Source organism: Halorubrum halophilum (assembly GCF_000739595.1).
GTDB classification, from domain to species: Archaea; Halobacteriota; Halobacteria; order Halobacteriales; family Haloferacaceae; genus Halorubrum; species Halorubrum halophilum.
The window spans coordinates 14,557-38,825 of sequence record NZ_BBJP01000009.1 but is presented as its reverse complement, the minus strand read 5'-3'; the positions used below and the strand labels follow the sequence as shown (position 1 = coordinate 38,825).

The window sequence follows — 24,269 nt, the reverse complement described above, 5'->3', positions numbered from 1 at the left end:
ATATGTGAGGTGCTGTTTCTGGATATGCGAAACTACGAACTCGGTCGGGGACTCCTCCCCGGTCGCGATTCCCTCCCACTGATCGCTGCCGTCGGTGGGCTTTACCTTCTCGTCACGCTGGGAGAGCGGGTGCTCTCCGGAGTCGTGTCGATTCCGGCGTTTTCGGTCGTCGAGTTGACCGCGGCGCTCCCGGTTCCAGTGCTGTTGGCGGCCGGGCCCGCGGCGATGTGGGGGATTCCACTCGGTCTCGTACTGAGCGATGCGGCGACGAGTTCGCTCGGACCGGGCACCCTCGTCAGCGCGAGCGCGCACCTGTATCTCGGCTACGCGACGTGCAGCCTCCTCCGGCGGTTCGACGGCGACGCCCCCCGCCTCTCCGTCTCGGTCGTCCGCGAGCGAATCGGTCTCGGCCGATTCGTTCTCGCCGTCGCCCTCGCGGCGGCCGGCGCGGCGGCCGTCTTCGGATGGGGCGGCGAACTCACCCACCGGACGCCGTTCTTCGTCGCCGCTCCCGTGGCGTTCGCCGAACTCGCCCTCCTGAGTGTTCCGTTCGCGCTTCCGCTGGCCGGTCTGTTCGAACGGGCCGCGTCCGCGGGCACGTCGGCGTTCGGGGTCACGGCCCCCCTGCGACGGCAGTTCGACGGCCGTCCAGACCTCCGCCGAGTCGCCGGCGTATCGGTCGGATGGCTCGCCGTCGGGACGGTGGCGAGCGTCGGCTACCGAACGTTCGAGAAGGTCCCCGCCGGTGCGTTCACGAGCCGGGATCTGGAGTTCGTCTTGCTGTTGCGACAGCCGGCGCTGTTCGGACCCGGCGCGGGCCGGCTACAGGTGCTTTTGGGTGCGGTGCTCCTGTCGGTGCTCGTGGTCCTCTTGGCCGAGCCGTCGGAGCGAGCGGAGGTCCCCGCCCGATGAGACTGACCAGGCGGCGGGCCCTCCTCGGTCTAGTCGGCGCGAGTTCCGCCGGTGGTCTCGGCGTCCACGAGCTGCTCGACCGGACGACGACCGACGGCCCACTCTCCGACGCCGGAATGGACGGCCTGCTCACGGTCGCCGATGTCGTCCACCCGGCGGCCCGGGAAGATGTCGAACCCGTGATTTCGGCCTACGTCGGCAGACTGAACCAGGACCGGATTCGCGGAGTCGTCAGGGCGCTGTCCGAGCTCGACAGTCGCTCGCGCCGTCACTTCGGCTCGTCGTTCGGCGGGCTCTCTCGCGCGCAGGGCGAGCGTCTGCTGGCGACGCTCGGGGTGAACCGAGTTCAGTCGAGACCGGAGGGGACGCTGGCCGAACGCGCCCGCTATCACCTCGTCAACTCCGTCCTGTACGCGCTGTTGACCCGACCCGTCGGGACCGAACCGTTCGGTATCGGCAACCCGATCGGCTTCCCCGGCGGGTTCGCCTCGCACACGGGGGAACCATGAGCGCGGACGACGGACGACCGACGCAGATCGATCGCTCCCCGTCGTCGCGGGCTGACGTCTGCGTCGTGGGTGCCGGCGTCGCCGGCGGACTCCTCACGCACTCGCTGGCGACGGCGGGACTCGACGTGGTCGTCCTCGAAGCCGGACCCCGGTTCGAGTTCGACTCGCGAATCGAGCGGATGGAGCGTGCCCTCCGTCCCGACAGTCCCCAGTCCGTCTGGGACATGGGCGGCGAGCGCGACGTGTTCACCTCCTCGGGGCCGGAGGACTACGACCTCAATAACAGACGCGTCAAGGGCGTCGGCGGCACGACGCTCCACTGGGCGGGGTACACCCCGCGCCTCCACGAGAAGGACTTCGAGATGCGCTCGCGGTACGGTCTCGCGAGCGACTGGCCCCTCGGGTACGGCGACCTGCGGTCGTACTTCGCCGAGGCGGAGACGGAACTTGGCGTCGCGGGCGGCGACGACAACCCGTTCTCCCCGCCGCGCGAACGGGACCTCCCGCTCCCACCGTTCCCCACGGGACCCGTCGACTCGCGCTACGCCGAAGCGTGTTCGGACCTCGGGATAACGCTGCACTCGGCTCCGCAGGCCCGGAACTCCGAGGCGTACGACGGCCGCAGTCCGTGCATCGGCTACGGCACCTGTATCCCGGTCTGTCCCTCGGGGGCGAAGTACAGCGGCGACGTGCACGTCCGGAAGGCGGAGGAGGCGGGCGCGCGCGTCGTCGACCGCGCGCCCGTTCAGTCGCTCGAACACGACGACGCGGGGGAGACCGTCGAAGCCGCGGTGTACAACACGCCCGACGCGACGGCACTGCGTCAGGAGGCCCGGTACTTCGTGCTCGCGGGCGGCGCGGTCGAAATTCCTCGCCTCCTCCTGTCCTCGACTTCGGAGGCGTTCCCCGACGGACTGGCGAACTCAAGCGGTCTGGTGGGTAAACGCTTCATGGAACACCCCATCGCGAGCGTCCGGGGGACGATACCGAAGCCCGACGGTCAGGAACCCACCTTCTGGTGGCCGCTCGAATCTCACCAGTTCTACGACCACGAGGAAGCGACGCCCGGAAGCATCAAACTGGAGTTCAAGCAGGGGAGTCTGACCGACCCGACCGACGCGATCAACGGGTCGGAGAGCCTCGCCAGCCCACTCGTGGGCGACGACCTGTCGGTCGCGGACGATCCCGAGTGGGACGGCTGGCGGCTGACGATAAGCGCGCTCGTCGAGATGCTCCCGCGAGAGCGCAACCGCGTGGCGCTCGACGAGAGCCGGACGGACGACCACGGCAACCCCGTTCCCGACGTGGCGCTGGACGTCGGAGAGCGAGAGGTCGAAACGCTGGAACACGCTATCGACGTCGGCACGCGCATCCTCGAATCGATGGGCGCGACGGACATCGAGGCGACCGACCCCGAGAACCCCGGCTACGCGTCGCACCACATGGGTACCACCCGAATGGGCGAGGACCCGACCGAGAGCGTGGTGAACCCGCAGCTGCGGACGCACGACCTCGACAACCTGTTCGTCTCCTCGTCGAGCGTCTTCGTCACGGCGGGGGCGATGAACCCGACCCTGACCATCGCGGCGCTGTCGCTACGGCTCGCGGACCACATCGCCGGGTTGGACTGAGTTCGGTTTCCTGCCGCCGTTCGACGGGTGAACGAACTCGAATCCGGCAGTCAAGCTCGGAGCTATCGGACCAAACGCTACCTGTCGGAGTTGGAGCGTCCGGAACCGGGCGGGCGCGACGGGCACTCGACGGCGAATCGCCGCCGCTTTGTGGAGCCGCCGCTGACTGACAGTCGATGCGCCGCCGCGCCGGAACCAGTCTGTACGCCGGGCTCCTCTTCACCGTGCTCGGTGCGATCGCGTGGGGGACCGGCCAGCCGTTCGTCTTCCCGAGCCTCGGACCGTCGGCGTTCCTGCTCGCGTTCGACCGCCGGAGCGAGCGCGATCGCGCCGCCCGGATCGTCGGGAGCCACCTCATCGGCGGCGTCGCCGGGATCGCGGCGTGGACGGTTATCGCCGACGGCGCTGCGCTCACGGCGACACCCCCCGCCTTCTCCCCCGAGGGGTTCCGCTTGGCCGCGAGCGCGACCGTCTCGCTCGTGGCGACGAGCTGGGCGATGATCGCGACCGACGCCGTCCACGCGCCCGCCTGCGCGACGACGCTCATCGTCTCGCTCGGCCTCCTCTCGACCCCGATCGAGGTGGCGATCATCGTCGCGAGCGTGACCGTGCTCGTTGGCTTTCACGCCGGCGTGATTCTGATCTTCAAGGGGATCGTCGGCGACGCACATCCGATCTACCGCGCCGAGAACCGCTGATCACCGCACTCAGCAGCCGATCGCTCAGCCGTCCGGCCGCTCAGTCGTCCGATCGCTCAGCCGTCCGGCCGGTCCGCGCGCCTGTCGAAGACTGAAAGCACCGGCTCCGAGTCCGCCAGCCCCGGAATCCGGTACTCGTCGTCACGGAGTTCGATCACGACGGTCTCCGTGTCCAACCGGCGGTCCAGCCGCCCGCGCCGCACCCGCAGGTCGGTCTCGTCCCACGGCTCGACGCGCCACAGCGCGACGCCGAACAGCCGGTCGCGGGCGACGAGCGCATCGTCGCCGGCGCGGTACTCGACGAGTCCGTACCGGAGCTCGTGGTCGAGCGCGGCGAGCGCCAGCGGGACCGCGACCGCGGCCGCAGCGAGGGTACCGGCGATCGGCCAGTTGCCGCCGACCGCGAACAGGAGACCGACGAACGCGAAGATCCCGGCGATGTACCACAGGCCCGGGTGGCCGAGGGGGGTCGCCAGCGCTCCCGCGACCCGCGCGCGTCGGGACTGGCGAACCGTCTCGACCGGCTCCGCGAGCGACCCGTCGACCGGCTCCGGCGGGGGCGGGTCGTAGGAGAACCCCAGATCGAGCGCCGACGACTCGTCGAACGCCGCCAGCCGGTCGCCGTACAGGCCGCCGAGGTCGAACGCGGCCTTCACCGCCACGATTCCGAGCAGGAGCGGGAGTCCGATCGCGTCGGAGCTGAGCGCGGATATCGGCGCGTCGTCCTCCAGCCTCCCCGCGCCGACGACGGTGACGGTGAACATCGCGCCGAGGAATATCGCCGCGCCCCGGGCGAACACGCCTCGAATCGCCGTCTGTGCGCTGTGGTCGCGGTGCTCGCCGCGGCCGAAGTACTCGACGAGCGTCGTCGCCCCTTCCCCGACGAAGAGGGCGAGGATCGCGAGCGTCACGGTGTCGAGCGCGTCCGGACCCAGTCCCCCGTCCGCGACGACGCCGACCGTGAGCCCGCCGACGAACAGCCAGACAACGGCGAGGATCGGCGCCGCAATCGGGAGCACGAGCAGCGAGGAGAGCCGGACCTGAACGTCAGTCCACGGGAGCGACAGTCCGATCCGGCGCTGCGCGAGGGGGCCGGAGAGCAGCATCTCGCGCTCGATCTCGGACGGCCGCCCGGCGAACAGCCCGCGGACGAGCGCCCAGCCGGAGGCGATCCCGAGTTCGAACCAGTACAGCGTCATCAGCGCGGCCGCGTTCCAGCCGAGCGAGACGACGCCGACGAGCGGAAACAGATTGGCGACGGCGACCGAGAGCGCTCGGGGCCGACGGCCGCGACCGAGCGCACGTAGCCGGTCGCTCAGGTGGAGGGAGGGCATCCGTCGGTCGTTCCGCGCGGTCGCATATAAGCGGCCGGGAGCGGTCGGCGGCGGCGGGATACCGTGTCGGTCCGGCGCGAAACGCGACCGGCTCAGCGCGCCGGGCCGGCGTCGCGGTGGAGAAACAGGTACGCGAGCACCGGAACGATCGTGAAGAGGAGCGTCGCGAGCGCCCAAACGATCGCGTAGCGGCTCCCGCGCGCCCTCGCGTCGCGGTAGATCCACACCGCGGCGGCCACGACGACGCCGTAGATCACGAGCGTGAGCGGGAGCGACCACGGGAGCGCGGCGCCGAAGAGGCTCACGGCTCACCGGTGAGGTCCGCGGCCATCACGAAGTCCGGTTCGGACGCGACCGGGACCCGATTGGCGCCCGTGTCGCTCACGTGTTCGACCGTCTCCGGGATCAGCACGCGGGCCGCGTCGGCGTCGACCGCGGCGGCGTCGGTCGCGATCGCGTCGTACAGCGCTCCCGCCGCGTCGATGTCGCGCCACGCCGCGACGCCGTAGGTCGCGGTTCGGGTCGTCTCTCCCTCCTCCTCGCGCTCCGTCACGCGCGCTCGGACCGCGAACCCGGCGAGCGCGTCCGCGCCGGCGACGGCGAGGAGCCGGTCGTCGTCGGCCGCGCTTCGCAGGCGCTCGCGGGTGAGCGCCGAGCACGCCCACGACTCGTCGGGATCGAGCGCGAGTCCGCGCAGGTGGTCGCGGGCGTCGCTGTCGCTCCAGAGCGCCCACGCGGCGTTCGGGTCGGGATCGGCGAGGATGTCGAGATCGGTCGCATCACGGTCGACCGCGTCCGGGTCGGGTGCCGGCTCCGCGAACCGGAACTCCGTCGCGGGCTCGAAGCCGACCGCGCGCGACTGCCCGAGCCCCATGATGTTCCACGAGAACACCATGTTGCGGCAGACCGTCGCGCCGCGCTCGCGCGACCAGTCGAGCGCAGCCTCCGAGAGCACGGTCCCGACGCCGTGGCCGCGCGCGGCGGGGTCGACGCGGATCCCCTGTCCCCACGCCTCCCACTCGGAGAGCAGAACGCCTTGGATACAGCCGACGACCGCCTCTCGGTCGCCCGACGCGGCCGCGTCCGTCCCGTCGTCCTCGACGAGGGTGTCGCCCGATTCGCGGTCGTCGAGGTCGGCGGCCTCGACGGCGTCCGGCGGCAGCGTCGCGACGAAGGTGCCGCGGTCGGGGTCGTCGGACGCGGCCCACTCCGGGAACACGCGCGGGATGTAGTCGTCGGAGCGCTCGCCCCACGTGTCCCGCGTGAACGCGGCGACCGCGTCGGCGTCGGCGGGGCGGGCCTCGCGGACGACGGGGGCCGGCGCCGAGTCGGAATCGGGCGCCGACTCCTCGTCCGATCCCGTCATCGCCAGGGCTGCGACTCCTCGGTCAGCTCGCCGGCGAGGTCGCGGCCCATCGCCTCGGCGGGGTCCGACAGGTTCGCGAGCGCCCACAGCAGCTTCACCTTCGCGGTGCCGGGAAGGGTGTCGCCCGCCTCGACGACGCCCGCGTCGAGGAGGTCGCGGCCGGTGTCGTACACGCGGTCGCAGACGCGGCCGGCGAGACACTGGCTCGTCATCGCGACGACGGTCCCCGAATCGACGAGCTCCTCGATCCGCGGAATGAGGTCGGTGTGGACGTGGCCGAGGCCGGTTCCCTCGATGACGACGCCGTCCTTCCCGTCGAGGTAGTCCCACGCGGCCGGGTCCATGCCGGGCGTGAACTTCACCAGCTCCACGTCGGCGTCGAGGTCCGGATCGAGGGCGACGGAGTCGTCGTCTTCTCCCCGCGGGAGCGGCTCGCGGGCCCACTCGATGGCGGCGTCGGCCGCGTCCCCGTCGGCGCCCGCCTCGGCCGCGGCCTCGTAGTCGATGCGACCGAGGGGCGCGGCGCCGACCGTCTCGAAGGCGTCGCGGCGGGAGGTGTGGTTCTTCCGGACGCGGGTGCCGCGGTGGAGCGCGCAGGCGTCGTCGGACTGCGTCGCGTGCATGCAGACCAGCGTCTCGGCGTGGTCGGCCTTCGCGGCCTCGACCGCGCACACCGCGTTCATCACGTTGTCGGAGGAGGGGCGGTCCGCCGAGCGCTGGCTCCCGGTGAACACGATCGGGACCGGCGAGTCGAGCATGAACGAGAGCGCGGACGCGGAGTACTGCATCGTGTCGGTGCCGTGCATGACGACGACGCCGTCGGCGCCGGCCGCGATCTCCTCGCGGACGGCCTCGGCGAGCTCCCGCCAGATGTCCGGCTCCATGTTCTCCGAGAGGATGTTGGCGACGACGCGACCGCGGTAGTTCGCGCGGCCCGCCAGATCGGGGACCGCCCGGAGCACGTCCTCGGCGTCGAACTGCGCGGTGACCGCGCCGGTCCGGTAGTCGACGGTGGAGGCGATGGTCCCGCCGGTCGAGATGAGCGAGACCGTCGGCAGGTCGTCGTCGAAGGTGATCTCGGAGGCCTCGCCGCCGCCCGCGTCGGCGCCCTCGTCGACGTCGCGGGCGCCGGATTCGAGCACATCTACGTCGGCCTCGTCGCGGTCGATGCCGACGTTGTACCCCCCGTCGAGCTTGACGACGAGGTGGTCGCGAGTCGTCGAGGGGAGCAGTACGCCCTCGTTCGTGACGTCCCCGCGGTCGACGCGGACGCGATCTCCCGGTTGCATACCACCGGGTTCCCCTCCGGCGGACTTGAATCCAACCGTTCGGCGGTCCGGGATCGGTCCCGTGTCGGACCGGACTCAGCCCCGACCCGGACCCAGTACGTCTTTCACCCGCGCACCCGACCGTAATCGCATGAACCGCGACGAGTTCGCCGCCAGCATCGACCACACCGTGCTCGGCCCGGAGACGACGTGGGGCGACGTGGAGACCGTGCTCGACGAGGCCGCCGACCACGGGATGAACGCCTGCATCCCACCCTGTTACCTCCCCGACGCGGCCGAGTACGAAAACGCGCCCGAGACGATCGCGACCGTGGTCGGGTTCCCGCACGGCCAGCACGCGCCCGGGGCGAAGCGCGACGAGGCGGTCGCCGCGTGGGACGACGGCGCCGACGAGATAGACCTGGTGATTAACGTCGGCCGGCTGAAGGCCGGCGAGGACGACGCCGTCGCCGCCGAGATCTCGGACGTGGTCGCCGCGGTGCCGGTCCCCGTGAAGGTGATCATCGAGACCGCGCTCCTGAGCGACGGCGAGAAGCGCCGTGCCTGCGAGGCCGCCGTCGACGCCGACGCAGACATGGTGAAGACCTCCACGGGGTTCGCCGACGGCGGCGCCACGGTTCCGGACGTGGAGCTGATGAGCGAGTACCTCCCGGTGAAGGCCTCCGGCGGCGTCGGCTCCTACGCGGAGGCGATGGAGATGCTCGACGCCGGCGCGGTCCGGATCGGCGCCTCCTCCGGCGTCGCCATCGTCGACGGGTATCCCGAGAGCGCGAGTGCGGACGGGAGCTAGCGCCCGACCATCGTCGACGGGTAGCCCGACCGACGACGGCTTCGGCTCCCCCGCAGCGTTCTCTCGCCGTGAGAATGCCGTCTTACCCATTTATACGTCGAACTCGTACAGGCGTGTATGAATCATTCGACCGCACCCGAATCGCGCGGACCCGACCTCGACGCGGCGTTCAAGGCGTTCGGCGCGGTGGGCATCCTCATCTCCGTCGCGCTCATCGTCGGCGTGCTGGCGCTGACCGACCCGTTCGGCGAGTTCGTCAGGACCTCGCCGGCGGTGTTCGGAAGCCTGCTGTCGGCCGGCCTGCTCGTCGCCGTCGGCTACGCGACCTACGCGCTGCGCCGCCGCTGAGGGAACGATCGACGCGGGAAAACGAGAAAACCGATCAGCTCGACGCGGCCGCGGACTCGGTCTCCGATCGGTCGTACTTCTCCTCGAACTCCTGGATGAGTTGGCCCATCTTCGCGTACCAGTCGTTGAGCATGCGCTGCATCTCGTCGGTGACCGTCTCGGGATCGGTCGGCGAGTAGACGTGGTAGTAGCCGCCCTGATCGTAGTTGATCTGCTCTTTCGCGATGAACCCGGTCTGGAGCAGCCGCTGGACCGCCCGATACGCGGTCGAGCGCTCGCGGTCGACCGCCTGGGCGACCTCGTCGATGGTCATCGGCTCGTCGCTCTCGACGAGCACCCCGAAGCACTCCCGATCGAGCGGCTTGAGCCCGTGGAAACACTCGAGTAGTCCCTCGCACTCCATGTCGCTCTGAAGCTGTTCAGACAGGGAATCCGGCATGTTGTTGCTCGTGCGTACGGTGCGTACCGGCAAAAGGATTGTGTGTGAATGACACAATCTCGCGATATCCCGATAACGCGGACGGGCGCGGCGACCGCGGCCGCCGCGCTCGCCGTTCGGAAGTACCGGTCTCGAACGCGGCTGTGTCCCGGTATTTCGGCGGACGAGTCCGTTTGGTCGACAGGTCGTTCTCGGATCGAACAAGACCGTTCCGCGAGAGACCTCCTCTATCGGATCGCGACGCGACGACGCGGCGAGGGGTATAACCCGGCGGCGGTCGAATCGGCGACCATGAGCGACGAGCCGATCGAGGCCGCGGTCGAACGCTTCCTCAACGAGACCGAGTCCTCGCTGGACAGCTACGATCAGGGGTACGCGGACGCCGACGCGACGATCTCGGTGATCCGGACGCACATCGACGAACTGGCCGACGCCGTCGACGACGAGCGGACGGAGTAGGCGACTGACCTCCCTCGCGTCGTCGTCGGACCCTCACTCCCGCGGCCGACCCGCCGTCGTTTATGAGGGCGCCCGCCAACACGCGCGTATGGTCTCGGAAATCTTCGACCCCGACGCGTGGGAGCCGGTTACCGACGAGTTCGACGACATCACCTATCACCGCGGCGTCGACGTGCCGGTCGTCCGGATCGCGTTCGACCGCCCGGCGGTCCGGAACGCGTTCCGGCCGGGCACCGTCGACGAGCTGTACGCCGCGCTCGACCACGCGCGCAAGCAGGCGGACGTGGGCTGCGTGCTGCTCACGGGCAACGGCCCCTCCGAGAAGGACGGCGGCTGGGCGTTCTGCTCGGGCGGCGACCAGTCGGTTCGGGGCGGCTCCGGCTACGAGTACCGCGACGGCGACGAGGCGAGCGACGAGGACGACCCGCTCGTCAAGGAGGCGCGCGCCGGCCGGCTCCACGTCCTCGAAGTCCAGCGGCTGATCCGGTTCATGCCGAAGCCGGTCGTCGCGGTCGTGCCGGGCTGGGCGGTCGGCGGCGGCCACTCCCTCCACGTGGTCTGCGACCTCACGCTCGCCAGCGAGGAGCACGCGAAGTTCCTCCAGACCGACCCCGACGTGGCCTCCTTCGACGGCGGGTTCGGCTCCGCGTACCTCGCGAAGCAGATCGGCCAGAAGAAGGCCCGCGAGGTGTTCTTCCGCGGGAAGACCTACTCCGCCGAGGAGGCCGCGGACATGGGGATGGTCAACGAGGCGATCCCCCACGAGGAACTGGAGGAGGTCGCGCTGGAGTGGGCCGACGAGATGACGAAGAAGTCCCCGACCGCGATGCGCATGCTGAAGTACGCGTTCAACATGACCGACGACGGCATGGTCGGCCAGCAGGTGTTCGCGGGCGAGGCGACCCGCTTGGCGTACATGACCGATGAGGCGCAGGAGGGCCGGGACGCGTTCTTAGAGAAGCGGGAGCCCGAGTTCCGCGACTACCCGTGGCACTACTGAGTCGGTTTCGCCGCAGCGAGGTCGAGCGCGCCCCTACCCGTGCGTGTACCCGCGGTCCGGGAGCGGGTCGCCGTCGGCGGTCACCCCGTCGGCGGCGTCGACGACTCGCCCCACGCGGGTCAGCCCGCCCGGACACGCCTCGCGGGCGGGGTCGACCGCCTCTTCGGGAAGCGCGCAGACGAGCTCGAAGTCCTCGCCGAAGTGCGCGGCCAGCTCGAAGCGCTCGGCCTCGTCCCCCTCGGCGACCGCGTCGACGGCGGGGTGAACGGGGAGGTCGTCGCGGTCGAGCTCGAACCCAACCTCGCTCGCCTCCGCGAGCTGGTGGAGCGAGCGCGCGAGCCCGTCCGACGAGTCCATCATCGCGGTCGCCCGGTCCGCGAGCGCGAGCCCGTCGGCGACGCGGGGCGTGAACCGGAACAGGTCGTTTGCGCGCTCCACCGCCTCCTCGTCGTCCCTTTTAAACAACCGGAGCGCGGCGGCGGAGCGCCCCCACGCGCCCGTGACGCAGAGCGCGTCGCCGGGACGCGCGCCCGACCGCGTGACCGCGCCGGCGTCCGTCACGTCGCCGACCGCGGTCGAGGCCGTGGTGAACTCGTCGTGGGTGTCGAGGTCACCGCCGACGTACTCGGCGTCGACCGCCTCGCAGACGTCGACCGCGCCCGCGATGAAGCGGTCGAGGTCCCCCTCTTCGAAGGTCGCGTCGGCGTAGACCGCGACCGCCGCGGTCGCCGCCGCGCCCATCGCCGCCACGTCCGAGAGCGACGCGCCGACCGCGCGCCACCCGGCGGTGTACCGCGTCGTCCCGGGCGGAAAGTCGGTCCGCTCGTGGAGCATGTCGGTCGTGATCACGGTGTCGCCCACGACGGCGGCGTCGTCGCCGGCGTGCGGGAGGTCGGCCGCGAGCGCCCGGAGCGCGTCTCGCTCGTTCACGATACCGGCGTGTCGGGCCCCAACGGATTATAAGGGATCGGTCCCGCTGACGCGGCTCCCTCCCCTGTTCTCCCTAACGTCCTGTGGGGAGTTACCAATAACCAATTAAACCGATAATACACATTAACGAATATTATCATTATCAATCATTATGTTTATTACCAACCCTCCGAACGTACCGAGTGCAATGACAGTATCCGTACGCGGACACGCAGCAGCCCGACCCGGCGACAGCACGATCACCAGACGACCGCCGCAACCGCCCACACGACCCGATGACGACACCTAACGACACCACACCCGCGGACGACCCGACGAACCGGACGACGACTGACCGTACGCCGACCGATCAAACGGCGACCGATCGACGAGGTACCGATCGAGCGTCGACCGATCCTTCTCCCCGGACGATCCCCGGGCGCACGCCGATCACCGAAGCGGCGGGCGCTCCGATCGTCCCGACGACCCGGACGCCGACCGAGGGGTCGACCGCGACCGACACGCCTCGACGCCCGAGTCCGCCGCCGACCGATAGCGAGCGGGACGCCCCGCTCGTCCCCGACCTGCGACCGGCTAGTCGCACGCGGACCGCCGGGGGGTCGCGATGAGCGCCGTCCCTATGGCGGGGACCGGACGCGGACCGCGACCGGACCCGACGACGTTCACGCGGCGCGCGGCCGAGCAGTTCGACGACACGACCGACCAATTCGACGACACCACCACGGAGTCATCACTATGAATCCCAACGAACTCGACGACGACGTCTTCACGAGAGACATCGACAACCCGGCCGGCCGGAAGCTCCGCGAGCTGTTCGAGGAGCAGGACTACACGTTCGCGCCCGGGATCTACCACGCGCTCGACGCCCGCCTCGCGGAGATGGCCGGGCTTGACGCGGCCTACATGAGCGGCTACTCGACCGTGCTCGGCCAGTTCGGCTTCCCCGACCTGGAGATGGTCACGATGAGCGAGATGGTCGAGAACGCGAAGCGCATGGTCGAGGCGACGAACCTCCCCGTCATCGCCGACTGCGACACCGGCTACGGCGGCGTCCACAACGTCCGACGTGCGGTCCGCGAGTACGAGAAGGCCGGCGTCGCCGCGATCCACATCGAGGACCAGACCTCGCCGAAGCGCTGCGGGCACATCGCGGGCAAGCAGATCGTCTCCCGCGAGGAGGCGCGCTCGCGGTTCGAGGCCGCGGTCGACGCCAAGCAGAGCGAGGACACCGTCATCATCGCGCGCACCGACGCGTACGGCTCCGCCAACGGCGACTGGGAGGAGCACCTCGAACGCGGGCGGATCTACGCCGACGCCGGCGTTGACCTCGTCTGGCCCGAGATGCCCGACCCGTCCCGCGAGGACGCGGTCGAGTACGCCGAGACGATCCACGAGACCCACCCCGACCTCGACCTCGCGTTCAACTACTCCTCCTCGTTCGAGTGGGGCGCGGAGGAGGACCCGCTCACCTTCGAGGAACTCGGCGACCTGGGCTACCAGTACATCTTCATCACGCTGTACGGGCTCCACTCGGGCGCCCACGCCGCCTACGAGGACTTCGAGAACATCGCCGAAAACGACGAGGAGGCGCAGTTCGACCTCGAAGAGCGCTACATCGGCCACGAGACCGAGAGCCACCACGAGCTCTCCTTCGTCCCGCGGTACCAGGACATCGAGGCCGAGTTCGATCCCGAGGCGCGCCAGCGGCAGGAGGAGTCGGCCGGCTTCACCGAGGACGAGAACGACCCGATCACGGCCTCCGAGGGGGACGACTGATGGGCGGGCCGGAAGACGTGACGCTCCGGCGGAGCCAACTCGCGACGCCGGGCTCGGACCCGAAGATGATCGAGCGGGCGCCCGACTCCGGCGCCGACGAGGCGTTCCTCGATTTAGAGGACTCCGTCGCGCCCTCGGAGAAGATCGACGCCCGGGAGAACGTCATCGAGGGCCTGATCGAGTACGACTGGTCCGACACCCGGCCGTGTTACCGGATGAACGGCGTCGACACCGAGTGGTTCTACGACGACGTGATCGAGGTCGTCGGCCGGGCGGGCGAGTACCTCGACACGATCATGGTGCCGATGGCGAACAACCCGGAGACGGTCGCTACGGTCGACAACCTGCTGACGCAGGTCGAGAAGAACAGCGGTCTGCCGGTCGGCGACATCGGCCTCCAGGCGCAGATCGAGTCGCCGGAGGCGATGACGAAAGTCGCCGCCATCGCCCGCGCGTCGGACCGGCTGGAGTCGCTGGTGTTCGGTCCCGGCGACTACACCGCCAACGTCGGCGCCGCCGGGCTCACCATCGGCTCCGGCGACGACTACCCCGGCCACTACTGGCACTACCAGCTCGCGCGCATCGCCCACGCGGCGAAGGCGCAGGACCTGCAGGTGATCGACGGCCCCTACGCCGAGATCGAGGACGCCGAGGGGTTCCGCGACTCCTGCCGGTGGGCGAGCCAGCTGGGCTGTGACGGCAAGTGGGCGATCCACCCGAGCCAGATCGAGCCCGCGAACGAGACGTTCGCGCCCTCGCCCGACGAGGCCGAGAAGGCCCGTCGGATCGTCGACGCCTACGCCGAGGCGAAGGAACAGGGCAAAGGCGCAGTCTCGGTCGACGGCGAGATGGTCGACGAGGCGACCGACAAGATGGCCCGCGGCATCGTCGCTCGCGCGCAGCGGGCGGGGATCCTGTAGCGACCGGTTCGGTCTTTTTCGGTCCTTTTCGGGCCCGAAAACGGATTTGGGACTTTTCGGGCCGAACGCGGATTCGGGGTTCCGGTGGGCATCACGGAACTCCGAGCCGACTTCGAGCGCGTCCCGCACTCACTCCGGGATCGCACCCTGCCTTTTCAGCTCGTCGAGGTCGCCGTCGCCGTAGCCGTACTCGCCGAGCACCGCCTCCGTGTGCTCGCCGAGTGACGGCGGATACCGGCGGACCGTCGTCGGCGTTCGCGAGAAGTGCATCGGCGAGCCCGGCACCCGCATCGGTCCGGCGGTCGGGTGATCAAACTCGGCGACCATGTCCCGCGCGGCCAGCTGCGGGTCGTCGAACACCTCGGCCATGTCGCGGACGGGGCTCGCGGGGACGCCGTGCTCGCCGAGTCGATCGAGGGCCCGTTCCGTGGTGAGCTCCGCGAACGCGGCGTCGAGCGCGGGGTCAAGCGCGTCTCGGTTGCGCACGCGCTTCTCGTTGGTCTCGAACCGCTCGTCGGCCAGCAGGTCGGGACGGTCGAGCGCCTCGCAGAGCCGCGGCCAGAACGCGTCGGACGCGCAGGCGACGACGACGTACCCGTCCCGCGTCTCGAACGCCTGATACGGGGCGATGTTCGGGTGTTTGCTCCCCATTCGCCCCGGCGGCTCGCCGCTCGCGAAGTAGTTCGCCGCCATGTAGCTGGTCCACGCGGCCTGCCCGTCGAGCAGGCTCACGTCGATCTTCTGGCCGGTTCCGTCGCCGAGTTCCCGTTCGAGAAGGGCGGCGAGGATCGCCTGCGTCGCGTACATCCCGGCGCCGATGTCCGCGAGCGCGACGCCGATCCTGACCGGGGCGCCGCCCTCGACGCCCGTGATCGACATGAAGCCGCCGCGGGCCTGCATCACGATGTCGTACGCGGGCTCGTCGCGGTCCGGCCCCCACTCGCCGTACCCGGAGAGTCCGCAGTATATCAGGCCGGGGTTCTCCGCGGCGAGTTCGGGGTAGTCGAGGCCCCAGTCGTCCATCTTCCCGACGCGGAAGTTCTCGACCAGCACGTCGGCCTCGCGGGCGAGGTCGCGGAAGACCTCTCGGCCGGCCTCGCTCGCGAGGTTCAGCTCGACGGAGCGCTTGTTGCGGTTGACGCTCGCGTAGTAGGCGCTCTGGGCGCCGTTGGCCCCGTCCGCATCGTCGCCGTCTCTATCGCCGTCTCCATCGTCCTCGCCGAAGGCGGGCGGGCGCCACGTCCGCGTCTGGTCGCCCTCGCCCGGGCGCTCGATCTTGATCACCTCGGCGCCGAGGTCGCCGAGCTGCATGGTGCAGAACGGTCCCACCAGCACCCGCGAGGCGTCGAGCACGGTGAGCCCGTCGAGCGGCCCGGCGTCGCCGTCGGGGTCGCGCGCCTCAGCGACCACGGGGGAGCACCTCCGCGGTCGACAGCGATCTCTCGTCCATGCACCCCGACTCGGGCGGGCGGGTAATGAGCCTCCCGGCGGGTGGAGGTCTCCGGCCGGCCGCCCCCGCCGGCGACGCCCGCCGCGTCGCCAACGGTTAAACCGCGCCGCGACGATCGGAACCGTATGGATCTCGACATCGAGGGGAACGTCGCGCTGACGACGGCATCGAGCAGCGGCCTCGGCTTCGCCTCCGCGCAGGCGCTCGTCCGCGAGGGCGCGAACGTGGTCGTCAACGGCCGCGACGCCGACCGCCTCGCGGAGGCGAAGTCAGACCTGGAGGCGGAAGCGGCCGGCGACGCGCGCGTCGTCGCGGTCGAGGGCGACATCACGGACCCGGACGACCTCGACCGGCTCGTCGAGACGACGCTCGACGAGTTCGGCCGGCTCGACCACCTCGTCACGTCCGCCGGGGGGCCGCCGTCGGGCGCGTTCCTCGACACCGACGACGAGGACTGGGAGGAGGCGTACGAGCTGCTCGTGATGAGTGTCGTCCGGCTCGCGCGGAAGTGCGCCGAGCCCCTCGCCGACGGCGACGGCGGCACCATCGTCACCGTCGCCTCGCGGTCGGTGAAGGAGGCGATCGACGGGCTGGTGCTCTCGAACTCGGTGCGGATGAGCGTGGTCGGGCTGGAGAAGACGCTCTCGAAGGAGCTCGGGCCGGACGTGCGCGCGAACGCCGTGCTCCCCGGCTCCCACGAGACCAGCCGGATCCGGGAGCTGGTCGATCAGGCGATCGAGCGCGGCGAGTACGACTCCTACGAGGAGGGGCTCGCCGACTGGGTGGACAATCCGCTCGACCGCATCGGCGACCCGATCGAACTCGGCAACACTGTCGCGTTCCTCTCCTCGCCGAAGTCCGGATACGTGAACGGACAGGCGATCGTCATCGACGGCGGCGGCGGGAGCTCGAACCTCTAGTCACGTTGTTTGCCCGCAACCGTCAACCGCCGGGATCGACACGGTCCGCGTAGATGGAGGTTCTCATCCGTCTCTCGGGGCTGCTCGCGCTGCTGCTCGCGGGGACGGGGCTCCGGCGCGTCGGGGTCCTCGACGCGGACCGCACGGAGCTGCTCAACCAGACCGCGTACTACGTCGCGCTCCCGGCACTCGTGTTCGTCGCGACCTACGACCAGGCGATCGGCGACGTGGTCTCGTGGGAGCTCCTCGTTGCCGTGGTCGCCACGCTGCTCGGGACCGCGCTCGTCGCGTCGGTCGTCCACCGGAACCGATCGCCGATCGCGCGCCGCAGCGTCGCGGTCGTCCAGTCGTACCACTCCAACCTCGGGTACCTCGGCGTCCCGCTGGTGGCGGCGACGTTCGACGCCGAGGTGACCGCGATCGCGAGCGTCATCTTGGGGATCGGGGCGCTGGTGCAGGTTCCCTTGACCGTGATCCTGTTGGTGTCGATGAACGGCGAGAATGCCGAGGGCGCGCTGGGGCGGCACCTCCGGTCGCTCGCGGGGAACCCCGTCCTCATCGCGCTCGTCGCGGGCATGGCGATCGGCGGGTTCGAGCTCGGCGTACCGACCGCGGCCGCGACCGCCCTTGACGGGGTCGGGTCGCTGGCGCTCCCCCTCGCGCTGCTCTGCGTCGGCGCGACCCTGCAGGTCGACCCCTCGACGATCGACCGCGGGGCGACCGCCTCGGTGGTCGCGCTCAAGGTGGCGTGTATGCCCGCCATCGCGTGGGGCGTCCTCGCGCTGCTCGGCGTCGACGCCGCGACGTTCACCGCCGGGGTCGTCATGCTCGGGACGCCGACCGCGGTGTCGACGTACGTGTTCGCGACCGAGCTCGGCGGCGACGCCGGGTTCGCCTCGCTGAACGTGTTCGTCACCACGGTCGCGTCAGTCGCGTCGCTGACGCTGCTGATCGAGTTGGTCGGCCCCGTGGTGTAGGAGGGGCGAGTTCGACGCGGAGCCGGCCAGCGTCCCGCCGCGACCCGACCCGATCTGATGATCCGGGGCACCTACGGACGCCCATGGGACACGTCGCGTTCGAGGAGGCGGAGACGGACGAGCCGGACGACGGGTGGGCGCGCGCGCCGCGCCGGCGGGGAGCGACCGGCTCCCCTTCGAGTGGTTTCGACTTTCGGACGGACCGGGAGGAGTGAGACAAGCGCAGGAAACGCGAGGGAGGTGGGAAACGCGGAGCGGTTCGGATGCGGGAACGGAGCGGATCGGTGCTCGCGGGTCAGGCCGGCAGCGTGTCGATCCCGTTTATCTCGACGTAGCCGAACCCGCACTCGGGGCAGCGCCACTTCGTCTTCTCGCCGAGGTGGAGCGTCATCGCCGCGGTTCGGTAGAACGACTGGGCCTCTCCGCACGCGGGACAGTCAACGTCCTTTTCGAGCGCCATGTGCGCGGATCCGTCCGGCGCGGTTTTGAAGCTACTGATTCGCCGGTTGTGCTCGGTCGATCACCGACAAATCCGCCGCCGCGCTCGTGCCGTCGATCGCCCTGCGACCGAATTCGACCGCCTGTTTTTAACTACCGCCTCGGCGAACGGGGTGATATGTTCGACACGATAGTGGTCGCGACCGACGGCTCCGACAGCGTCCGCCGGGCCGTCGACGTCGCGGTCGACGTCGCCGCGCGGTTCGACGCGGAGGTCCACGCCGTCTACGTCGTCGACAGCGGCGAGGTCGAATCCACGCCGGACGAGGTCCGCGACGACCTCCGCGACGCGCTCGACGATCACGGCGAGGACGCGCTCGATCAGGTGACCGACGCCGCGGCCGCTCGCGACGCGGATCTCGACATCACGACCGAGGTGCGAGAGGGTCGCCCCGCCCCCGAGATCGCCGGGTACGCGCGGCAGGTCGACGCCGACGTGGTCGCGATGGGGACGCGCGGGCGACACGGCGAGAACCGGTTCCTCATCGGCTCGGTGGCCGAGCGTGTCGTCCGGACGTGCCCGATCCCGGTGCTCACCGTCCGACAGCTCACCGACGAGGACCCGCGCCGGACGACGATCTAAGGCGACAATCTGAGGGCTGCGGCGCGCGGGAGTCGCGTCTTTCGACCGCCCGAGAACGGCGGAGTTTTCCCCCTCCCGCCCGGCGCGACGGTATGGACGACGAACTCATCGACGAGGGTGACATCCCCCGGTCACGGTACACGCGGCTGCCGGGGAAGGGGTTCTTCTACCCGGACTCGCTGGACGAGGAGCGCGCCGAGCGCCGCGCGAAGGAGGCGATCGAGGGCAGCGAGGCGGTCGTCATCGCCGACGGCGACGCCGACGGGCTCGCCTGCGCGGCGATGATCCGGGAGGTGTACGACGCCGCGCTCGATCCCGCGGACTTCGAGGCGGCCATCGCGGCGCGGCTCGACGAGGGAGAGGAGGAAGACGACGACGAGGCTGGAGTCGAAGACGACGAGTCCGACGCCGACGACCCCACCGAGGACGCCCACGCCGAGTCGCCGGTCGGGCTGGTCGCCGCCGGGCCGTACTCCCTCGACACGTCGCTCGAACGCGTGCTCGCGTACGCCGACGACGACGTGGACCTCTTTATCTGCGATCTGTGCCCCGACGACTACAAGTGGATCGCCGAGCCGCTGGAGGCGCTCGCGGAGTCGACCGCCTCGATCCGGTGGTTCGACCACCACCAGTGGGACGAGGCGACCGCCGCGGCGGTCCGCGACCTCGGCGTCGACCTCGTCGTGGGCGAGTCCGACGAGGAGTGCACCGCCGACGTCGCGCTCCGCTCGCTCGACGGCGACTTCGACGAGCGCTGGGACGAGCTGGCGGCCGTGACTCGGGACCACGACCTCTGGATCAAGGAGGACCCGCGCTCCGACGACCTGGCCGACTACTCCTACTGGGCCGGCAGCGAGGAGTACGCGACGATCGTGGGCGCGTACGGCGCCGACCTCCCCGAGACGGTCCGTGAGTTCGTCACCGACCGGCGGGTCGAGAAGGAGGCCCGGATCGACGCCGCCGTCGACCGCGCGGTCGTCCACGAGGTCGGCGAGTGGAGCGTCGCCGTGACGTACGGCCGGTGCTCGCAGAACGAGGTCGCGGAGACGCTCCGCGGCGAGGGCGCCGATGCCGCGGTCATCGTCAAGCCCGCCGGCTCCGCGTCGATCCGCGGCTCCGAGGACTTCCAACACGCCCACGAGGTCGCCGGGAAGGTGAACGGGGGCGGCCACCCGCAGGCGGCCGGCTGCAAGCCCGATATCTACGACGACATGCTCGACTACGCGCAGCACTGGACGACCGAGGGGCAGGCCTGCAAGCGGGTCATCCTCGCGGCGTTCGAGGCGGTCGCGGAGGAGGTCGCGGCGGGGGAGGACGAGACGGAAGAAGGCGACGAGTCTGACTCCGGCGCCGACGAGTAGACGTTCGGCTGCGAGCGATCTGGCATCCCCACCCCGGCGGCGAACGCGTACCTTCATGCCGACCGCCGACGCTTCTTCCACTCATGACCGACATCCTCGTGGCCGGCGAGACGCTCGTCGACCTGCTCCCCGGGGCGGGCGAGACGCTGCGCGACGTGGACGGCTTCACGCACCGCCCGGGCGGCGCCCCGGCCAACGTTGCCGTCGGGCTCTCGCGGCTCGGCTCGCCGCCGGCGTTCTGGACCCGGCTCGGCGACGACCCCTTCGGCGACTTCCTCCGGGAGACCCTCGACGAGGAGGGCGTCCCGGACGCGCTCTCTCGGCGCGTCGCCGGCAACACCACCCTCGCGGTGGTCTCGCCGCCGGGCGTCGACCGCCGGCGCTTCCGGTTTTACGGCTCGCGCGACGTGACCTTCGGGTTCGATCCCGAGGCGGTCCCGACCGACGCGCTGACCTCGGTCTCATGGGTCCACCTCGGCGGCGTCGCCCTGACGCACCCCGCGGGCCGGAGGGCGATGCGCAGGGTGGCGGCCGTGGCCGACGAGCGCGGCTGCACCGTCTCGTTCGACGTGAACTACCGCCCGGATCTGGTTCCGGAGGGCGATCGGGACGCGGTTGTCGAGGCGATCCGCGACCTCCTCGCGGATACCGACGTGGCGTTCGCCAGCGACGAGGACGTGGCGGCGACCGGCATCTCCTCGCAGCAGGGCGAAGACTTGGCCAGAGACCTGCTGGGACTCGGGCCCCACACGGCGGTCGTCACCCTCGGCTCCGCGGGCGCGGTCGCGGCGAGCATGGACGCAGCGCCGTGGGGCGAGACGACCGCGCGCCACGGGGGATTCCCGGTCGAGGCGGTCGACGCGACCGGCGCGGGCGACGCGTTCACCGCGGGGCTGATAGGCCGGCTGGCCGCGCGGGTGGACGTCACTACGTCCTCCGCGACGGCCGAGGGCGACCTCGACGACGCGCTCGCGTTCGCCAACGCGACCGCGGCGCTCTCGGTGCGAGATCACGGGGGGATGACCGCGCTCCCCGACCGCGAGGCCGTCGAGGCGTTCGTCGCGGAGCGGGAGTAGCGGTCGGCGGGGGCCGTTCGGCGAGAGCGGCCCCGGCGGGAGCCGCGCGCTTTATTTCCCGCCCGGCGCACGCTGTCGGTATGGAGCGCTCCGAGTACGTGCGACGACTCGACGACCGGCTCGACACGGCCGCGTACGCCGACGTCGACGCCAGCGCGAACGGGTTACAGGTGGGGTCGGACCGGGGAGAGATCGAGCGCGTCGCCTTCGCGGTCGACGCCGCGGAGGCGACGATCGAGGCCGCGGCCGAGGCGGGCGCCGACCTCCTCGTCGTTCACCACGGGATCTCGTGGGGCGGGATCGACCGCGTCACGGGCCGGACCTACGACCGAGTCGCGGCGCTCGCGGAACACAACATCGCCCTCTACGTCTCGCACCTCCCGCTCGACGGCCACCCGGACCTCGGCAACGCCGCGGGCGTCGCGGCCGAACTCGGCCTCGGCGACCGGGAGCCCTTCGGTGAGATCGGGCCGGTCACGATCGGGACGATCGGTGAGACGGACGCGCCGCGGTCGGCCGCGTCGCTCCGCGAGACGCTCGACGGGTTCGAGGGGCAGCCGGGCGGTGAGGGCGAGAGTGAGGAGTCGCCGACGCAGGTCGTCGACTTCGGCCCCGACGAGATCGAGCGCGTCGCGGTCGTCACCGGCTCCGGAACCGACTGGCTCGACGAGGCGGTCGCGGCGGGCGCCGACGCGCTGATCACGGGCGAGGGGAAGGGGCAAGTGTACCACGACGCGCGCGAGGCCGGGATCACCGTCTTCCTCGCGGGCCACTACGCCACCGAGACGTTCGGCGTGCGGTCGCTGCAGGCGCTGACCGAGGAGTGGGGGTTGGAGACGGCGTACGTGAGCCACCCGACGGGGCTCTGAGTCGGGAGCAGTTCACGGTCCACCGCCGAGGCGGTGGCGGCGCTGACTCCGCCCCGTCGCCCCCGAACGCAACTCTTACCGCCCGCGTCCCCGCACTCCGGGTATGCGCGATCACTTCGAGATCCGGGACCACGACGCCGCCGGGCGGATCGGGCGGCTGGAGGTCCCCCGCGCCGGGGTTACCGTCGAGACGCCGGCGCTCCTGCCGGTCGTCAACCCCAACGTCCTCACGGTCGAGCCCCGGCGGCTCGCCGAGGAGTTCGGCGCGGAGATGCTGATCACCAACTCCTACATCATCCGGAGCACCGACCGGATCCGGGATCGGGTGCTCGATCAAGGGCTCCACGACTTCCTCGGGTTCGACGGCGCGATCATGACCGACTCCGGCTCCTTCCAGCTCGCCGAGTACGGCGACATCGACGTGACCACCGAGGAGATCATCGAGTTCCAGCGGCAGATCGGCAGCGACGTGGCCACTCCGGTCGACGTGCCCACGCCCCCGGACGTCGACCGCGAGCGCGCGGAGCGGGAGTTGGAGACGACGAAGCAGGCGCTCGCCGACGCTGAGGCCGCGGAGACGGGCGAGATGCTCGTCAACGCCCCCGTGCAGGGGTCGACGTTCCCGGACCTCCGCGAGGAGGCGGGCCGCGGCGCGAGCGCGACCGATCTAGACGTGTTCCCGGTCGGCGCGATGGTCCCCCTCCTCAACTCCTACCGCTACGCAGAGGTCGTCGAGGCGGTGCGCGCGGCCAAGCGCGGGCTCGACCCCGACGCCCCGGTCCACCTGTTCGGCGCCGGCCACCCGATGATGCTCGCGCTGGCGGTCGCCGCCGGCTGCGACCTGTTCGACTCGGCCGCCTACGCGCTGATGGCCCGCGACGGTCGGTACCTCACCGTCGCGGGGACCGAACACCTCGAGGAGATGGAGTACTTCCCCTGCTCGTGTCCCGTCTGCGCCGAGCACACGCCCGCGGAGCTGCGGGAGCTGGACGGGAGCGACGGGGGCGGCGACGCCGACCGAACCACGGAGGTGCTCCTCGCCGAACACAACCTCCACGTCACCTTCGAGGAGCTTCGGCGCGTGAAGGCCGCGATCCGGTCCGGGAACCTCCTCCAGCTCGTCGACCGCCGCGCCCGCGGCCACCCCGCCATGCTCGACGGGCTCCGGACCCTCCTTGACCACGCCGACGAACTGGAGGAGACGGATCCGGTCTCGAAGGACGCGTTCTTCTACACCTCTCACGAGTCGGCCCGCCGCCCCGAGGTCCGCCGACACCACGACCGGCTCTCCCGGCTCGCGGTCCCCGACCGGCTCCTCCTCACCGAGTCGGACGCGCCCTCCGAGCACGACTACGACGCGGTGTGGCGCGTGAAACCGCCGTTCGGTCCCTTCCCGCGGGCGCTCTCCGAGACGTACCCGCTCACCGCGGAGGTGCCCGAGCGGGTCGACGGCGCGGCGCAGGTCGCGGCCGCCGAGGGCGTCGCGAGTCTCGCCGACGCCAACCCCGAAGCCGAACTCACCCTCGGCCACGACGACTGGGTACCGCGCGCGGTCGACGCGGTGCCGGACCGAGTCGAGACGGAGAACCTGCGGCACCTCGGTCGCTGAGAACGCGGGGGCGGCAGTCAGCGCTTACTCGGGTCCATCCGCTCGCTGTAGTCCCACGAGTGCAGCCGCTCCGGTTCGATCCGCACCCGAATCTCCTCGCGCTCCGGCCGGAGGAGCCGCTCGCCGGTCGGGTTGTCGACGCCGCCGAGGTACCGCTCCAACAGCGCACGGAGCAACTCCTTGTCCGCGTCCGGCGACACCGTCGCACGTCCCCGTCCCCTGACGCCTTTATACGGCGGGTCGTTCGTCGAGGCCTCGAACGAGACGTGATCGTCGTGCGCGAGGAAGTCGGCGAGGTCGGCGCTTGCGCTCGTCGCGCAGTTGATCGCGCCGTCCCACGAGAACCACAGCGAGACGATCCACGGCGCGTCGCTCGGGGTGCGACAGCCGATGCGGACCGGAATCCGCGCTCCGTCGAGGAACTCGTCGACGCGCTCCCGGTCCCACGGGCCGGTGATCTCCATGTGAGTCGTAGGGCGTGAGGGACCTAAACAGTGGGTGTCGACGTAGCGTGGTTGCCGTCGA

The 24,269-nt window shown here is 70.8% G+C and carries 29 protein-coding genes; 20 read left to right on the top strand and 9 right to left on the bottom strand.

The window, feature by feature from the left end; genetic code table 11:
* Window positions 1–24: 24 nt before the first annotated feature.
* The 4 genes from ACP96_RS03255 (at window position 25) to ACP96_RS03240 (ending at window position 3,750) form a co-directional block, all read left to right on the top strand.
* Window positions 25–912 (top strand): hypothetical protein, encoded by an 888-nt coding sequence (locus tag ACP96_RS03255; RefSeq protein ID WP_050032182.1) that lies wholly within the window; start codon window positions 25–27, stop codon window positions 910–912.
* The gene (locus ACP96_RS03250) at window positions 909–1,421 is read left to right on the top strand and encodes a hypothetical protein (protein WP_050032181.1); all 513 of its coding nucleotides are present in this window, start codon (window positions 909–911) and stop codon (window positions 1,419–1,421) included. Before ACP96_RS03255 ends, ACP96_RS03250 begins: the two co-directional genes overlap by 4 nt.
* Entirely contained in the window at window positions 1,418–3,052 is a 1,635-nt protein-coding gene (locus ACP96_RS03245; RefSeq protein ID WP_050032178.1) for a GMC family oxidoreductase, read from the top strand. Before ACP96_RS03250 ends, ACP96_RS03245 begins: the two co-directional genes overlap by 4 nt.
* Window positions 3,053–3,228: 176 nt before the next feature.
* A complete protein-coding gene (locus ACP96_RS03240; RefSeq protein WP_050032177.1) occupies window positions 3,229–3,750 on the top strand; it encodes an HPP family protein in 522 nt (173 codons plus the stop codon).
* A 56-nt stretch (window positions 3,751–3,806) separates the two neighbouring features.
* Here the strand turns inward: ACP96_RS03240 and ACP96_RS03235 are convergent, their stop codons facing one another.
* The 4 genes from ACP96_RS03235 to gatD all read right to left on the bottom strand — a co-directional run bounded on the left by ACP96_RS03235 (window position 3,807) and on the right by gatD (window position 7,739).
* The gene (locus tag ACP96_RS03235) at window positions 3,807–5,084 is read right to left on the bottom strand and encodes a DUF6498-containing protein (RefSeq protein ID WP_050032175.1); all 1,278 of its coding nucleotides are present in this window, start codon (window positions 5,082–5,084) and stop codon (window positions 3,807–3,809) included.
* Between the two features lie 92 nt (window positions 5,085–5,176).
* On the bottom strand, window positions 5,177–5,389 hold the full coding sequence (locus ACP96_RS03230; protein WP_050032174.1) for a hypothetical protein: 213 nt from the start codon (window positions 5,387–5,389) through the stop codon (window positions 5,177–5,179).
* Window positions 5,386–6,450 (bottom strand): GNAT family N-acetyltransferase, encoded by a 1,065-nt coding sequence (locus tag ACP96_RS03225; RefSeq protein ID WP_050032173.1) that lies wholly within the window; start codon window positions 6,448–6,450, stop codon window positions 5,386–5,388. Before ACP96_RS03225 ends, ACP96_RS03230 begins: the two co-directional genes overlap by 4 nt.
* Window positions 6,447–7,739 carry a Glu-tRNA(Gln) amidotransferase subunit GatD gene (gene gatD / locus ACP96_RS03220; protein ID WP_050032172.1) on the bottom strand — a complete coding sequence of 431 codons (1,293 nt, stop codon included), beginning with the start codon at window positions 7,737–7,739 and terminating at the stop codon, window positions 6,447–6,449. Before gatD ends, ACP96_RS03225 begins: the two co-directional genes overlap by 4 nt.
* A 130-nt stretch (window positions 7,740–7,869) precedes the next feature.
* Here gatD and deoC point away from each other — a divergent pair, with 130 nt between their 5' ends.
* Together deoC and ACP96_RS03210 are read left to right on the top strand one after the other, a co-directional pair.
* Window positions 7,870–8,529, top strand: coding sequence for a deoxyribose-phosphate aldolase (gene deoC / locus ACP96_RS03215; protein WP_050032171.1), 660 nt, complete (start codon window positions 7,870–7,872; stop codon window positions 8,527–8,529).
* A 117-nt stretch (window positions 8,530–8,646) separates the two neighbouring features.
* Window positions 8,647–8,877, top strand: a complete 231-nt coding sequence (locus ACP96_RS03210; RefSeq protein ID WP_050032170.1) for a hypothetical protein — start codon at window positions 8,647–8,649, stop codon at window positions 8,875–8,877.
* A 34-nt stretch (window positions 8,878–8,911) separates the two neighbouring features.
* Here the strand turns inward: ACP96_RS03210 and ACP96_RS03205 are convergent, their stop codons facing one another.
* Window positions 8,912–9,316, bottom strand: a complete 405-nt coding sequence (locus ACP96_RS03205) for a helix-turn-helix domain-containing protein (RefSeq protein ID WP_050032168.1) — start codon at window positions 9,314–9,316, stop codon at window positions 8,912–8,914.
* A gap of 291 nt (window positions 9,317–9,607) precedes the next feature.
* On the opposite strand from ACP96_RS03205, the gene ACP96_RS19095 reads away from it, so the two are divergent.
* Together ACP96_RS19095 and ACP96_RS03195 are read left to right on the top strand one after the other, a co-directional pair.
* Window positions 9,608–9,775: a hypothetical protein gene (locus tag ACP96_RS19095; protein ID WP_200895720.1), complete on the top strand. Its 168-nt coding sequence runs from the start codon at window positions 9,608–9,610 to the stop codon at window positions 9,773–9,775.
* Window positions 9,776–9,863: 88 nt separating this feature from the next.
* On the top strand, window positions 9,864–10,775 hold the full coding sequence (locus tag ACP96_RS03195; protein WP_050032165.1) for a 1,4-dihydroxy-2-naphthoyl-CoA synthase: 912 nt from the start codon (window positions 9,864–9,866) through the stop codon (window positions 10,773–10,775).
* 33 nt (window positions 10,776–10,808) lie between these two features.
* Here the strand turns inward: ACP96_RS03195 and thiL are convergent, their stop codons facing one another.
* Complete coding sequence (gene thiL / locus ACP96_RS03190; RefSeq protein ID WP_050032164.1) at window positions 10,809–11,705, bottom strand: thiamine-phosphate kinase; 897 nt, start codon at window positions 11,703–11,705, stop codon at window positions 10,809–10,811.
* A gap of 275 nt (window positions 11,706–11,980) precedes the next feature.
* Here thiL and ACP96_RS19000 point away from each other — a divergent pair, with 275 nt between their 5' ends.
* Genes ACP96_RS19000 through ACP96_RS03175 form a run of 4 tightly spaced genes read left to right on the top strand, consistent with a single transcriptional unit; the run spans window position 11,981 to window position 14,401 of the window.
* Complete coding sequence (locus ACP96_RS19000) at window positions 11,981–12,313, top strand: hypothetical protein (protein ID WP_050032163.1); 333 nt, start codon at window positions 11,981–11,983, stop codon at window positions 12,311–12,313.
* Complete coding sequence (locus tag ACP96_RS19705) at window positions 12,310–12,444, top strand: hypothetical protein (protein ID WP_268762308.1); 135 nt, start codon at window positions 12,310–12,312, stop codon at window positions 12,442–12,444. The genes ACP96_RS19000 and ACP96_RS19705 overlap by 4 nt, the downstream gene beginning before the upstream one ends.
* The gene (gene aceA / locus ACP96_RS03180) at window positions 12,441–13,481 is read left to right on the top strand and encodes an isocitrate lyase (protein ID WP_050032162.1); all 1,041 of its coding nucleotides are present in this window, start codon (window positions 12,441–12,443) and stop codon (window positions 13,479–13,481) included. Before ACP96_RS19705 ends, aceA begins: the two co-directional genes overlap by 4 nt.
* The gene (locus ACP96_RS03175; RefSeq protein WP_050032161.1) at window positions 13,481–14,401 is read left to right on the top strand and encodes an HpcH/HpaI aldolase/citrate lyase family protein; all 921 of its coding nucleotides are present in this window, start codon (window positions 13,481–13,483) and stop codon (window positions 14,399–14,401) included. The genes aceA and ACP96_RS03175 overlap by 1 nt, the downstream gene beginning before the upstream one ends.
* Before the next feature lie 129 nt (window positions 14,402–14,530).
* Here ACP96_RS03175 and ACP96_RS03170 read toward each other — a convergent pair whose 3' ends face one another.
* Window positions 14,531–15,811, bottom strand: coding sequence for a CaiB/BaiF CoA transferase family protein (locus tag ACP96_RS03170; protein WP_050032160.1), 1,281 nt, complete (start codon window positions 15,809–15,811; stop codon window positions 14,531–14,533).
* Between the two features lie 165 nt (window positions 15,812–15,976).
* Between ACP96_RS03170 and ACP96_RS03165 the strand changes: the two genes are divergently transcribed.
* The 3 genes from ACP96_RS03165 to ACP96_RS19700 all read left to right on the top strand — a co-directional run bounded on the left by ACP96_RS03165 (window position 15,977) and on the right by ACP96_RS19700 (window position 17,963).
* Window positions 15,977–16,771, top strand: a complete 795-nt coding sequence (locus ACP96_RS03165; protein WP_050032159.1) for an SDR family oxidoreductase — start codon at window positions 15,977–15,979, stop codon at window positions 16,769–16,771.
* A 53-nt stretch (window positions 16,772–16,824) separates the two neighbouring features.
* Window positions 16,825–17,748: an AEC family transporter gene (locus ACP96_RS03160; protein ID WP_050032157.1), complete on the top strand. Its 924-nt coding sequence runs from the start codon at window positions 16,825–16,827 to the stop codon at window positions 17,746–17,748.
* A gap of 83 nt (window positions 17,749–17,831) precedes the next feature.
* Window positions 17,832–17,963 carry a hypothetical protein gene (locus tag ACP96_RS19700; protein WP_272913215.1) on the top strand — a complete coding sequence of 44 codons (132 nt, stop codon included), beginning with the start codon at window positions 17,832–17,834 and terminating at the stop codon, window positions 17,961–17,963.
* Window positions 17,964–18,043: 80 nt separating this feature from the next.
* On the opposite strand, the gene ACP96_RS19090 is transcribed toward ACP96_RS19700, so the two are convergent.
* Entirely contained in the window at window positions 18,044–18,208 is a 165-nt protein-coding gene (locus tag ACP96_RS19090; protein ID WP_200895711.1) for a DUF7838 family putative zinc beta-ribbon protein, read from the bottom strand.
* A gap of 156 nt (window positions 18,209–18,364) precedes the next feature.
* On the opposite strand from ACP96_RS19090, the gene ACP96_RS03155 reads away from it, so the two are divergent.
* From ACP96_RS03155 to tgtA, 5 genes are all read left to right on the top strand, one after another.
* On the top strand, window positions 18,365–18,829 hold the full coding sequence (locus ACP96_RS03155; protein WP_050026023.1) for a universal stress protein: 465 nt from the start codon (window positions 18,365–18,367) through the stop codon (window positions 18,827–18,829).
* 92 nt (window positions 18,830–18,921) lie between these two features.
* Window positions 18,922–20,190 carry a DHH family phosphoesterase gene (locus ACP96_RS03150; RefSeq protein ID WP_050026021.1) on the top strand — a complete coding sequence of 423 codons (1,269 nt, stop codon included), beginning with the start codon at window positions 18,922–18,924 and terminating at the stop codon, window positions 20,188–20,190.
* Window positions 20,191–20,273: 83 nt separating this feature from the next.
* Entirely contained in the window at window positions 20,274–21,266 is a 993-nt protein-coding gene (locus tag ACP96_RS03145; protein ID WP_050032156.1) for a carbohydrate kinase family protein, read from the top strand.
* 80 nt (window positions 21,267–21,346) lie between these two features.
* Window positions 21,347–22,135, top strand: coding sequence for a Nif3-like dinuclear metal center hexameric protein (locus ACP96_RS03140; RefSeq protein WP_050032154.1), 789 nt, complete (start codon window positions 21,347–21,349; stop codon window positions 22,133–22,135).
* Between the two features lie 103 nt (window positions 22,136–22,238).
* The gene (tgtA, locus tag ACP96_RS03135; RefSeq protein ID WP_050032153.1) at window positions 22,239–23,744 is read left to right on the top strand and encodes a tRNA guanosine(15) transglycosylase TgtA; all 1,506 of its coding nucleotides are present in this window, start codon (window positions 22,239–22,241) and stop codon (window positions 23,742–23,744) included.
* 17 nt (window positions 23,745–23,761) lie between these two features.
* Here the strand turns inward: tgtA and ACP96_RS03130 are convergent, their stop codons facing one another.
* Window positions 23,762–24,208, bottom strand: a complete 447-nt coding sequence (locus tag ACP96_RS03130) for a pyridoxamine 5'-phosphate oxidase family protein (RefSeq protein WP_050032152.1) — start codon at window positions 24,206–24,208, stop codon at window positions 23,762–23,764.
* Between the last annotated feature and the right edge of the window lie 61 nt (window positions 24,209–24,269).